Source organism: Pseudomonas coronafaciens pv. oryzae str. 1_6, assembly GCF_000156995.2.
GTDB lineage: Bacteria > Pseudomonadota > Gammaproteobacteria > Pseudomonadales > Pseudomonadaceae > Aquipseudomonas > Aquipseudomonas tremae.
In genome coordinates this window covers 5,031,665-5,043,904 of the sequence record NZ_CP046035.1, presented here as the reverse complement: position 1 = coordinate 5,043,904, position 12,240 = coordinate 5,031,665, and the positions used below count along the sequence as shown (strand labels likewise).

Here is a 12,240-nt window from a genome sequence, read left to right as displayed (position 1 = left end):
CTTTTACAGCCATTGGGTATACACAGGGCTGATCGCAGTAAAACACTCCTGAAAACAATGGCGTCTTGCCAGAGCCGGTTGAACCCTCACCGATGGCCAGGGCCGATTAGCTGTATGGCCATTTAGAGCCAATCACTCAGGAGCATTTCATGGACATCATTCGTATAATCTTCGCTATTCTGCTGCCGCCGGTCGGCGTGTTCATGCAGGTCGGCTTTGCTGGCGCTTTCTGGCTGAATATCCTGCTGACCCTGCTGGGTTACATCCCGGGCATCATCCACGCGATCTACATCATCGTCTCGCGTAAATAACACCCCCGGCGCATGGGTTGATCGTTCCTTCAGCAGGAGCGATCAATCGGCTCCATCAAGTACATCCCGGTAAAACTTCCATTCCTTCTCCAGCGCATCTGCCAGGTTAGCCGCCTTGCGGAAACCATGATGCTCGTCCGGATAAAAATGCCCCTCAGCCTTCAAGCCATTGTCCTGCAAGGCCTTGAGCATGGCTCGGGTCTGCTCCGGTACAACCACCGCATCCAGTTCGCCTTGAAAGAAAATGACGGGCACACTGATGTTGTCCGCGTGTAACAACGGTGTGCGGGCTTCATAGCGCTCGATGTCCTTTTCCGGATCGCCAATCAGCCAGTCCAGGTAATCACCCTCGAACTTATGCGTGGCCTTGGCCAGTGCCACAGGGTCGCTGACCCCGTAAAGGCTTGCCCCGGCACGAAACACATCCCGAAAGGCCAGTGCGCACAGGGTTGTGTAACCGCCCGCGCTGCCGCCGCGTATGAATGCCTTCTGCGGGTCGATCAAGCCACGTTCGGCAAGGTGTGCGACCACTGCGCAGGCATCTTCCACATCGGCCACCCCCCAGTTCAGGTGCAGGCTCTGCCGATAGTCACGGCCATAGCCACTGCTGCCGCGGTAGTTCAGGTCTGCAACGGCGAAACCGCGATGTGCCCAGTACTGAATGCGTGGGTCCAGCACCGGGTAACAGGCCGAAGTAGGGCCGCCGTGGATGAACACCACCAGCGGGGGATGTTCGACGCCGTTCATGGCCGGGTAAAAGTAACCGTAAGCTTCAGAACCGCCGCTGGGGTAGCGCAGCGCTTGCGGGTGACTGATCTGTTCGGCAGGCAAGGGAGACCCACCCCCCGCGAGAACCTGCACGCTGGCGTCGCTACGCGATATTGCCAGCACCGCCGATGTGCTGAGCGCCGAAGCGGCAATGCAATAAATGAACTCTTCGTCCACGGCCAGGCTGCGGAAGCGGCTGTAGCCGGCGCTGAAATCAGCGCATGAACCGTCAGCCTCACACAGCCCCAATACCCAAGAGCCGTCCTGCGCCCAACTGGCCAGATAACCTTCGTTGATCGGCAGCCAAGTGCAGCTGCCCAGTTGCCAAGGCGCGGAAGCATGATCGGCCGACACGGCAGGCAGCGCTGTAAATCCTGAAGGCGACTCGCTCCACGGCTGCCAGAAGCCGGCACGGTCAGTCAGGCAATGCAGGTGGCCTTGCGCATCAAAGCGTGGCTGCTGCAAGGACTCTTCAGCGCCTTCACCAGCGACACACAAGGGGCTGGCCCAGTGGCCGTCGTCCTGCTTCTCTGCGCACATCAGTCGGGTACGAGTCCACGGCTGGTGCGGGCGCTGCCATTCGACCCAGGCCAGGCGCTGGCCATCGGCGCTTATGAGCGGTGACGAGTAGAAGTCAGCGCCCTCGGCCAGCAAATGACGCTGCCCGTCAGCGAGGTCAATGGCGACCAATCGGTGGGTGTTGTGGTCTTCTTCGACGGCGAGGATCTGCCCGTTGCCGAAGAACAGGCCGCCGTAGCGCTTATCGCCCTGGGTCAGCGCCACCGGCTCGCTCGCGTCCAGCGCCTGTCGATACAGCTGCTGATCGCGTTCATTGACGAACACAACGGTGTCGTCAGCCAGACAGAACGAGCCGCCGCCATATTCGTAGACCCGGCTGCGAACGCTGAAGCCTTGTGGCGTCAGGCAGCGTTTGCTGTTCGCGTACCAGTGCCAGATGCGGCTGGCGCCGTCTTCGGGGCGATATTCGTTCCAGAACAGACCGGCCGAACTGACGTCCAGCTCGGCGAAGTCGATACCCGCTGCAACCGCTTGAGCAGCGGTCAGGGGTTCAAGAGGATTTTGCGATGAGTCGTGAGTTTCGGTCATTGCGAAAGGCCAGCTCTTCAATGGTTTGAGTAGCGGTTTCCGACTCGTCGCGAGCCTGAGTGATGATCCCGTGGTGATAGGATTTGCTGCACACCGGGTCGGCATTGGCAGCATCCCCGGTCAGCATGAAGGCTTGGCAGCGACAGCCGCCGAAGTCCTTTTCCTTCTCGTCGCACGAGCGGCATGGCTCGGGCATCCAGTCGTAGCCGCGAAAGCGGTTGAAGCCGAACGAGTCGTACCAGATGTGCTGCATGCTGTGATCGCGCACATTGGGAAACTGGATCGGCATCTGCCGCGCGCCATGACACGGCAGGGCGGTGCCATCTGGCGTCACTGTCAGGAAAATATTGCCCCAGCCGTTCATGCAGGCTTTGGGACGCTCTTCGTAATAGTCGGGGGTGACGAAGATCAGCTTGCACGGATGGTTTTGCGCAGCCAGTTGGTCACGGTATTGGTTAGTGACCGCTTCAGCGCGTACCAGTTGATCCCTGGTCGGCAGCAGGCCGACACGGTTCAAATGCGCCCAGCCGTAAAACTGACAGGTCGCCAGTTCGACGAAGTCAGCCTCCAGTGCCAGACACAGCTCGATTATTTTGTCGATCCGGTCGATGTTGTGCCGGTGGGTCACGAAGTTCAGGACCATCGGGTAGCCGTGCTTTTTCACTGCCTTGGCCATTTCCAGCTTCTGGGCGAAGGCTTTCTTCGAGCCGGCGAGCATGTTGTTCACCTGCTCGTCACTGGCCTGAAAGCTGATCTGGATATGGTCCAGGCCAGCCTCCTTGAAAGCGATGATCTTTTCTTCTGTCAGGCCGATGCCCGAGGTGATCAGATTGGTATAGAAACCAAGACGTCGGGCTTCGGCGATCAGCTCGGCAAGGTCCTGACGCACCAGCGGCTCGCCCCCGGAAAAGCCGATTTGCGCCGCGCCCATTTCTCGTGCTTCCTGCATGACCTTGAACCACTGCTCGGTGGTCAACTCCTGGCCCTGTTTTGCGAAGTCCAGCGGGTTGGAGCAATACGGGCATTGCAGCGGGCAGCGATAGGTCAGCTCGGCGAGCAGCCACAGCGGCAGGCCGACCTCGGGCGTGGGCGGTATGTAGGGGCTGTTCATCACATGCACGATGTCAGACAAGATCGATCCAGTTTTTCTTTCTGGCGCCTTCCATGAACTCGTCGACGTCCATTCCCAACTCGGGGACATTGGGGAATTGCTGATGAAGCTCATCAATGATGACGGCGGTCGTTCGCTGTCCATCGATCAGCCCGGCGATCAGCGCCGCGCTTTCATTGAGCTTGATCATGCCTTCCGGATAAAGCACCACATGCGCTTTTTGCGCTGGCTCGTACTGAAAACGATAGCCTTGGTGCCACTTCGGAGTAAGGGCTCGAAAAGCCGGATCGTGCTTCATGGCGTAATCCCCTTATGCCAGACCCTTTGGTCTGTGACGCTGTGATACGGCGGGCGATTCAATTCGTAGGCCATGGACATGGCATCGAGCATGCTCCACAGAATGTCGAGTTTGAACTGCAGGATTTCCAGCATGCGCTGCTGGCCTTCATAGGTAGTGTAGTGCTGTAACGTGATGGCGAGGCCATGTTCCACATCGCGCCGGGCCTGACCCAGGCGGGTGCGGAAATATTCATAGCCTGTCGGATCAATCCACGGGTAATGCTGCGGCCAGCTGTCCAGTCGCGACTGGTGGATCTGCGGCGCGAACAGTTCGGTCAGCGAGCTGCTGGCGGCCTCCTGCCAGTTGGTTCGGCGGGCGAAGTTCACGTAGGCATCGACGGCAAAGCGCACGCCTGGCAGCACCAGCTCTTGAGAGCGCAATTGATCCGGGTCCAGGCCGACGGCCTCACCGAGGCGCAGCCAGGCTTCGATGCCACCATCTTCACCGGGGGCGCCGTCGTGATCGAGCAGGCGCTGAATCCACTCGCGACGAATCTCGCGATCCGGGCAGTTGGCCAGAATCGCCGCGTCCTTGAGCGGGATGTTCACCTGATAGTAGAAGCGGTTGGCAACCCAGCCCTGAATCTGCTCACGGGTGGCGCGGCCTTCGTACATCGCCACATGAAACGGGTGATAAATGTGGTAATACGCGCCTTTGGCACGCAGGGCCTGTTCGAATTCAGCAGGGGACAGTGCAGTCGTCTGGCTCATGTCGGTTCCTAAAGCTCGATGCTCATGCCGTCGTAGGCGACTTCGACGTTGCGACGAACCAGTTCGGCGCGCTGCGGGGAGTCTTCGTCGAGAATCGGGTTGGTGTTGTTGATGTGGATAAGCACCTTGCGCTGCTGCGGGAAGCCTTCCAGCACTTCGAGCATGCCGCCAGGGCCGCTCTGCGCCAGATGGCCCATCTCCCGGCCTGTGCGCGTGCCGACGCCACGGCGTTGCATTTCATCGTCGTCCCACATCGTGCCGTCGACCAGCAGGCAGTCTGCGTCGCGCATTTTATCGGCCAGCGCTTCGTCGACCTTGCCTAGCCCCGGTGCGTAGAACAGCTTGCCGCCAGTGCGCGTGTCTTCGACCAGCAAGCCGATGTTATCGCCTGGATGCGGGTCGAAACGGTGCGGCGAATAGGGTGGCGCGGCGCTACGCAGCGGGAAGGGCGTGAAGTGCAGGTTCGGGCAGGCCGGGATCACGAAGCTGCCGTGCAGCTCGATGCGGTTCCAGTCCAGGCCGCCGTTCCAGTGCTTGAGCATCTCGAACAACGGGAAACCGGTGCTCAGGTCCTCGTGCACCATTTCGGTACACCACACCTGATGCGGACAGCCCTCGCGCAGGCTGAGCAGGCCAGTAGTGTGATCGATCTGGCTGTCCATCAGCACGATGGCGCTGATGCCGGTATCGCGCAGCGCTCGTCCAGGTTGCATGGGCGCAAAGCCCTGCAGTTGCGCACGAATGTCAGGGGAGGCATTGCACAGCACCCAGTTCACGCCGTCGTCGGACAGCGCAATGGACGACTGGGTCCGCGCCTGTGCCCGCAGGCTACCGTCACGGAAACCTGCGCAATTGACGCAGTTGCAGTTCCATTGAGGGAACCCGCCGCCCGCAGCGGAACCTAGAATCTGGATGTACATGTCAGCTCCCTGGTACACAAAAATAAAAAACAGCCATAACCATAAAAAAAGCCCCGGCGAACCGAGGCTTCACAGCGCGCTGAAATCAACGGCTTGCGAAGTACATGGTGACTTCGAAACCGATACGCAGATCAGTGTAAGCAGGTTTAGTCCACGACATAAAAATCTCCTCGGATAAGTGCGGCGGTGTGTGACTACATCTTAGTGCGTGGCTGACGCCATACGTTCAGATGCTTAGGGAGCTATCTTACTCATTTTCACAATTAAGCAGGGCCGGAATATTCACCAAAGACCCTTACTGTTCAGGTAAGGATCGAGCAACGACCTCGGAAACAGGGCTGTTGGCCACAATGAGCCAGCCGCCGACAGCGTGTTTCAATTGTTTTGCGGCAGCCAGCAACAAGTGTGTATCCAGATTTGACAGCGCACTTTGCAATGCGCTCAGGTGATCGCCCTCATGCCCGGCGAGGCATGCGTGCCATTGCATGTCTGCCTGCTGCTGGTCGGGCATGCTCGATGAGTCGAATTGCGCTGACAGAGCCTGGACCTGCGCAGGCAGTTCGATGCTGCGAATCAGCTCCGTCAGCCCATCGATGAAGGCTTCTATGTGCTGAACAAGCTGTTCGGCGCTGCAGGTGGGCGACTGTACACCGAACAGCAATCCAGTCCTTGCCGCGATCTGCCTGACGCTACTGAACACGGCGTAGCCCAGCTGCAATTCGACCCGCAATCGCTGATAGAACGGGGCTTGCAGCAGGTGCGCAAGCAGGCGCCATGCGGCTTCATCTTCAATGGACGCCGTTGGTGCAGGGCAGAACACCAGCACCGCGGCTTCGGGCGAAGGGCATGCCTCGGCGACCCAGCGCTTGCCGGCGGTGACGGCTGGCAACGCCACTGACCCATCTTGACGACTGCCTGGCGCGTTACTCAGCTCGACGTTCACCGGCGGCAGGCTGGACGGGCAGAACCCGCTGACGAAACTGATCCAGCGTGAGTGTGCCCAGATGGTTTTGAGGTCGTGTGCCGGCTGCGCTGTGTCGCTGTTCAGGTAATGATCGGCAAGCCGCTTGAGCAACTGGCGAACCGGAATCTGTGCGGGCTCCTCATATTGCTTTGCCGAAGCCAGCGTCTCGTCGTCTAAAGGATGCAGTCGGCGCAGGCAGTGTTCGATTACCGCCGCCATTGGTTCCCGCAACCCGTTGAGCTGGAGCTGCCAAAAGGGGCCGTAAGCGCTGAATGTCAAAAGCACACCGGCTTGTCGTGCGTCCTCGGTCAGTCGTTTTAGCCGGGCATCGAGCATTCGCCACAGCGCAGGCTGCTGGGACGGCAACGTCCAACGCAGGTAAACCGCGGCCTCGGCATTGTCGTTTGGCGTTGGCCCGAGGAATGGGTTGGGTGTCGGCAGTTGCCACCGCAGCGCTGCATCTTTCAGGATTTCCAGCACCGCCACGTTGACCTGCGCAGTGGCGCTGAGTTGGTCCAGCAATACGCTCAAGGCTGCCGCGCCTTGCTCGCTCAGCCGGCAAGGGGTTTCGCGGCAGTAATGATGCGCCAGCGCCAATGCACTGTCTGTTTGCAGACGCCGCTGCTGAACGCTTTGATATTCCTCGACCAATGCAGGCCAGTGGACGCTGAAGAATTCAAGCCAGCTGAAAAACAGCGCGTTGCGGGCAGCGGCGTCTGCCTCAGCGCCCTTGAACTCGATGTCGAGTAAGAGTTGGTCACCAAACTGATAGAGCACGGTGGCACTTAGTGAGTCAGCCAGACCTCGTTTGACCAGTTCGGCGGCAAGCCCGCCCTCTTGCGCGACGTTCAGCCAATGGCAGAGGAACGCAGCTGCCTCGTCAGCCTTGTCCGGCAGAGCCTCGCAGGCGAACAGCAGATGTTTTTCAATTTCGACCTGTCGAGGGTTCGCCGAAGGGGCGATCAACGTCGGCGGCGGCAGTCGAGGGGCCTGTTCGCCGCTCGCGAACATTGCGCCGCAGGTTCGTGCCAGCGCCTCCAGTTCATCCACAGATTGCGGCCCGCTCAGGCATAAGGTCATCTGCCCGGCCTGATAAAAGCGCTGGAAAAAATCCTTGAGGGCGCTCTGAAATGAGGGGTTGGGGACCGACAGGCTGTAGCGATTGCCGGCATGAAAGCCGCGCAAAGGATGTTGAGGGTTGAGCGTCGACAGCAGGTTTATTTGACCGCGTGCTTCGGCATCACCCACCCAGGCGATGAACTCTGCGTGCAGCACTTCGCGCTCGCGGCGCTGATCAGCCATCGCCATGCGCGGCTTGGCAAGCATGTCACACAGGCGCTCCAGGCCTTGGGCAAAGCGTGCTTGCGGCAGCTCGAAGAAAAAATCGGTAGTGCGCTCGCGGGTGCTGGCGTTGACCTGCCCGCCGTGTCGCTGCACGAACGTCATCAGGTTTTCCCCCTGCGGAAAACGCTCGGTGCCGAGAAAGAGCAGGTGTTCCAGAAAGTGCGCCAGCCCCGGCCACGCCTGTGGCACATCGTGGCTGCCGGCCGCCACACGCAACGAAGCCGCACTGCGTTTGAGCCGCGCCTCATGACACAGCACCACGTTCAGGCCGTTGGCCAGCGTTAGGCGTCTTATGTCAGCGGGGTTGGGGGCAGGCATGAGAAGGTCCGGAAAAGCGTGAAAATCTGCGCATCATGCTAGCGGATTAACGACCGGTTTCGCGAGCGTGCTGCTCAGACACGCCAAAGATCGGACGTAGAGCGTCGCAGGCTTGTGCCGCAACGCAAGCATCAGGTTCGAGTCAGTGGCGCATAGAGCTCGGGCCTTCGATCAACAAAATAGTCATTCACGGTTCTGGCCTGGCTCAGCAGTGCCCGGTCCAGCGTGCCGACCAGCAGCGCTTCGTCCTGGCCTGCCAATACCGGCCGGCTACCGTCCGGGGCGCAGAGGCTGCTGAGTCCGCAGTAACGAATCTCGCCTTCGCTGCCGCAATAGTTGGCGTACACCACGTAACAGTGATTCTCGAACGCCCGTGCCCGCACGGTCACGTCACAGACAAAGTCGTAAGGCGCCATGTTTGCTGTCGGCACCAGAATCAGTTCGGCACCCGCCAGCGCCAGACGACGGGTGTTTTCGGGAAATTCGACGTCGTAGCAAATCAGCAGGCCCAGTCGCCAGCCGTTCAGCTCAACCACCGGACAGTGATCATCGCCCGCCGAGAACATCGACCTGTCCAGCTCGCTGAACAGGTGCGTCTTGCGGTAGTTGCACAGCCTGACGCCATGGCTGTCGATCAGTTGCACAGCGTTGTAGAACTGTTCATTTGCACCGCGCTCCGGGTACCCATACAGAATCGCGATGCCGTTTGCCTGAGCGATGGCGGCAATACGCGTTGCGGCCAAACCATCAGAAGGTTGTGCCAGCTCGCCGACTGCCCGTGCGCCGATGTTATAGCCGGTCAGAAACATCTCCGGACAAATCAACACCTGCGCGCCTTGGCTGGCTGCGGCAATGGCCTGTTGTTCAAGCCTGTTAAGGTTGCCGCTGATGTCCAGCGGCAAGGGTGGGCACTGATACAGCGCAATGCGCATGACGTTTCCTTTTGTCAGTCAGCCAGCTTGATCGGGCCGATTTCGTTGAACACATCGCCCGGGCCGGGGTTGTCCTTGTGGGTCTTGCCGCCGAAGTGGTTCATAATGCCCCATACCGCGTTCAGCGAAGTCTGTACCGCGCCTTCCACCCAGGCCGGTGTCCAGGACACGTCGTCACCGGCGATGAACATCCCACGCTGTTCGCTGGGCATGTCCTGCTGCATGAAGTGCGCGTACATGCGCTGGTTATAGCGGTAATGGCCCGGCAGCGCACCTTTGAAGGCGCCCAGGAAGTGTGGGTCTGCCTCCCACGAAACGGTAATCGGGTCGCCAATGATCCGCGCGGCGATGTCCACTTTCGGGTAGATCTTCTTCAGTGCATCAAGCGCAAGCTTTACGCGCTTTTCGACAGGCTGCGGCAACATCTTCAGCGCATCGCTCATCCACGAATAAGACAGGCAGATCACACCCGGTTTGTCATCGCCGTTATCGAACAGGTACGTGCCACGGGTCAGGCGATCCGTCAGGGTCATGCTCATCAGGTCGCGCCCGGTTTCCGGGTCCTTGTCCTTCCAGAACGGGCGGTCGACCATGACGAAAGTCTTGGAGGACTGCATGTAGCGTGTGCGGTCCAGTGCCATCCACATCTTCTGCGAGAACAGCGTTTCCTCGCATTCGATCTGCGTGGTCAGCAGCCAGCTCTGGCAGGTGGTCAGCACGGCGGCGTATTGCCGGGTGTCACCCCAGTTGTCGGTAACGCTGAAGCTCCCGTCCTCGGCCCGCGCGATGCGTTTCACGCCGGGACGCGGTGCGCCGCGATGCAGCGACGACAGGCTGGTGCCTTTCGGCCAGTGAGCGCAATGCTCAGGCACATGGCTCCACAACCCGACCGGCACTTGCTGCACCCCGCCGACGATCAGGTGCTGGTGCTCGTCGCAGTTGGTCATCACCACGCGAAATATTTCCAGCATCGAATTGGGGAAATCCGAATCCCAGCCGCCTGTACCGAACCCGACCTGACCGAACACCTCACGGTGAAAGAACGACAGTTTGGCGAACGCTTTGGACGTTGCGACGAAGTCATAGAAGGTGCGGTCGTCCCAGAGAGGGACCAGCTTGTTCCACAGTTCCTTGAGACGCGGCACGTCACGGTCACGGATTGCCTGCTGGATATCGCCAAACTGCGAGCCGCTTTCCAGTGCATCGGCCCATGCATCGGCGACTTCCTGAAACAGCGCGGGCAGGTCCGAGAGCATCTGGGCGTAATACGTGGTGCCTTCCAGGTCGATGACCGTGCTGCCTGACGCGGCAGTCAGCGGGTTGGGGAAGGGCCGGGACTCAAGGCCCAACTTGTCGACGTAGTGAAAGAACGCTGTCGATGACACCGGAAAGCGCATGCCGCCCAATTCGGCAACGATGCCTTTGGCGCCTTCGAACTCCTGCGAGCGCAGGCGGCCGCCCATTTTGGAGGCCTCGTACACCACAGGCTTGAGGCCCATCTTCATCAACTCGTAAGCCGCTACCAGACCGGCGATACCCGCGCCGATAATCGCGACTTCTGCGCCGTGGTTTTCGCTGGGGATGCTGCCCAATCCTTTCGGATGCTCGATCCAGTCATCGAAGGCAAACGGAAAATCAGGGCCGAACATCGTGATCGGCTTTTTGCCGTTGGCGGGGTGACGGTTGGTTTTCATGACGGACCTTGGTGGGCAACGGCGAAAACGACAGTCTAGAGAAGGGCGCGCACGTTAATAAGACGCAAAGTGTCGTCGAAATGCTGTTTGTTTGTGCTAAACGACGAGGCTGCTGGTTATTTTGATTGGTCGAACAGGCTCAACTGATGTTCAGACCGGTTGCCCACGGTCTATCTTGCTGCTGAGAATGATCGATGTAGTGGTTTTCTCAACGCCGTCCACGCTGCCAATCAGGTCCAGCAATTGATCCAGTTGCTCCGGAGACTCGGTGCGCAACCAGGCCACGTAGTCGAACTCGCCGCTGACCGCACACAGCTGCTGAACCTGAGCCATGGCGCTCAGCCGACGCAGCACTTCCTTGCCGGAGCGCGGTTGCACAGTGATGCCGACATACGCCTGCAAGCCACCATCCACCACACGCTGACCAAGGCGCACGCCATAGCCGGTAATCACTTTGCTGCTTTCCAGTCGAGCCAGCCGCGACGTCACGGTGGTGCGGGCGATACCCAACTGGCGGGCCAGCGTGGCGACGCTTTCGCGGGCATTGATCTGCAGCGCAGCGATCAGTTTTCGATCGATCTCATCCAGTGTTGGCTGACGGCTGTCGGGCACGGGCATTTCCTTCAGAACTTCCAGCGTCTGGCGGTCTTCGCCAGGCGCGCTTGCAAGCCGTCCAGGTTCTGCGCCAGCTGTTGGGTCATCAAGTGATAGCCCATCAGCTCGGCAGGAGGTATGACGGGTTGTGCAAGGGAGGTTTCCGAGGTGCGTTCCAGGCGTTCAGTGGCGCCCGTTTGCAGCGCCCGCGCCATGCCGATCAACTGGCGGCGAATCTGGCGGTAATCGTTGTCCAGCGAGGTCTTGAAGGATTCGCCTGCGACCTGATCCAGGTTGGCCGGGCGTATGTTGGCCAGAATTTCGAGTGTGCTCAGGCACATGCGGAAATGGCCCTGAATCGCATCCAGCTCGACCATCGACATCTTCACTTCCTTGGAAACCGACGGCAGCAGCGAACGCAGTTGCAGCATCGTGCCGTTAAGCCTGGCCGTGAGCTTCAGGTGTTCGTCAGCGGCCACCGGCTGGCCTTGCACGATGCGCCCATACACCTTGGCACAATCGCGCAGGCCGCTGGCCAGGTTGTAGCGCCAGGAGAACACTGCATAAAGGGGCAGGGCGAAGGAAAACGCCAGCGCCAGCGCGATACCGATCAGGATGTCCACGGTTCGCCACAGGCCGTCGCTGATCGGGTTGTAACCATGCCCGGCCACGATAAACAGCGTGATCGCTGACAGCAGCGCGGTGTAGCCACCTTTGCCGATGGCGTGGTACGCAAAGAAACCGCACATCACCGACATCATGGCGTAGGTCAGCAGCGGCATTTCCAGATAGCCCTGCTGCACCACGACGATCAAACCCAGCCCGGCCCCGATCAGGGTCCCGTAGGCACGCTCGACCGACTTCTTGCCGATGTTGCCGTGGTGCTGCAAGCCACCGATCACGATCAGCATCGTGACCGACGCCCATTCGCCGTGCGGCAGATTGAGGCCTGTGGTCAACAGGATGGTCACCAGCAACCCCACCGCGATTCGCGCAGCGTGGATCAGTCGCGCATGCCGATAACGGCGATACGGGTCCAGCAAAGGACGCAGAACAGGGCGAAGCCAGGAGGGTATGAAAGCAGAGCGCGAGTTCGTCATGCGTAAAGAGACCGCGAGGGTAGGGAA

Annotated in this window: 12 protein-coding genes; 1 reads left to right on the top strand and 11 read right to left on the bottom strand. The window is 59.9% G+C overall.

The genetic code is table 11. The features are described 5' to 3' along the window. The first annotated feature begins 149 nt into the window (after positions 1–149). Positions 150–311 carry a YqaE/Pmp3 family membrane protein gene (locus tag POR16_RS23010; protein WP_002555565.1) on the top strand — a complete coding sequence of 54 codons (162 nt, stop codon included), beginning with the start codon at positions 150–152 and terminating at the stop codon, positions 309–311. 42 nt (positions 312–353) lie between these two features. On the opposite strand, the gene POR16_RS23005 is transcribed toward POR16_RS23010, so the two are convergent. The 11 genes from POR16_RS23005 to POR16_RS22955 all read right to left on the bottom strand — a co-directional run bounded on the left by POR16_RS23005 (position 354) and on the right by POR16_RS22955 (position 12,213). Next, entirely contained in the window at positions 354–2,186 is a 1,833-nt protein-coding gene (locus POR16_RS23005) for a S9 family peptidase (protein WP_005896504.1), read from the bottom strand. After that, complete coding sequence (gene pqqE / locus POR16_RS23000; RefSeq protein ID WP_371906490.1) at positions 2,149–3,297, bottom strand: pyrroloquinoline quinone biosynthesis protein PqqE; 1,149 nt, start codon at positions 3,295–3,297, stop codon at positions 2,149–2,151. The genes POR16_RS23005 and pqqE overlap by 38 nt, the downstream gene beginning before the upstream one ends. A 13-nt stretch (positions 3,298–3,310) precedes the next feature. Further along, a complete protein-coding gene (gene pqqD / locus POR16_RS22995) occupies positions 3,311–3,595 on the bottom strand; it encodes a pyrroloquinoline quinone biosynthesis peptide chaperone PqqD (protein WP_005896508.1) in 285 nt (94 codons plus the stop codon). Next, a complete protein-coding gene (gene pqqC / locus POR16_RS22990) occupies positions 3,592–4,347 on the bottom strand; it encodes a pyrroloquinoline-quinone synthase PqqC (RefSeq protein WP_005896510.1) in 756 nt (251 codons plus the stop codon). The genes pqqD and pqqC overlap by 4 nt, the downstream gene beginning before the upstream one ends. Positions 4,348–4,355: 8 nt before the next feature. Beyond that, on the bottom strand, positions 4,356–5,267 hold the full coding sequence (gene pqqB / locus POR16_RS22985) for a pyrroloquinoline quinone biosynthesis protein PqqB (RefSeq protein ID WP_005896513.1): 912 nt from the start codon (positions 5,265–5,267) through the stop codon (positions 4,356–4,358). Between the two features lie 85 nt (positions 5,268–5,352). Continuing rightward, complete coding sequence (gene pqqA, locus POR16_RS22980) at positions 5,353–5,427, bottom strand: pyrroloquinoline quinone precursor peptide PqqA (RefSeq protein ID WP_003422658.1); 75 nt, start codon at positions 5,425–5,427, stop codon at positions 5,353–5,355. A 135-nt stretch (positions 5,428–5,562) separates the two neighbouring features. After that, entirely contained in the window at positions 5,563–7,893 is a 2,331-nt protein-coding gene (gene pqqF, locus POR16_RS22975; protein ID WP_122381142.1) for a pyrroloquinoline quinone biosynthesis protein PqqF, read from the bottom strand. 131 nt (positions 7,894–8,024) lie between these two features. Beyond that, positions 8,025–8,825 carry a carbon-nitrogen hydrolase family protein gene (locus POR16_RS22970; RefSeq protein WP_005896519.1) on the bottom strand — a complete coding sequence of 267 codons (801 nt, stop codon included), beginning with the start codon at positions 8,823–8,825 and terminating at the stop codon, positions 8,025–8,027. A 14-nt stretch (positions 8,826–8,839) separates the two neighbouring features. Continuing rightward, positions 8,840–10,519, bottom strand: a complete 1,680-nt coding sequence (locus POR16_RS22965) for a flavin monoamine oxidase family protein (protein WP_005896521.1) — start codon at positions 10,517–10,519, stop codon at positions 8,840–8,842. A 150-nt stretch (positions 10,520–10,669) separates the two neighbouring features. Next, the gene (locus POR16_RS22960) at positions 10,670–11,131 is read right to left on the bottom strand and encodes an Lrp/AsnC family transcriptional regulator (RefSeq protein ID WP_005896523.1); all 462 of its coding nucleotides are present in this window, start codon (positions 11,129–11,131) and stop codon (positions 10,670–10,672) included. Positions 11,132–11,142: 11 nt separating this feature from the next. Next, a complete protein-coding gene (locus POR16_RS22955) occupies positions 11,143–12,213 on the bottom strand; it encodes an FUSC family protein (RefSeq protein ID WP_005896525.1) in 1,071 nt (356 codons plus the stop codon). Positions 12,214–12,240: the final 27 nt, after the last annotated feature.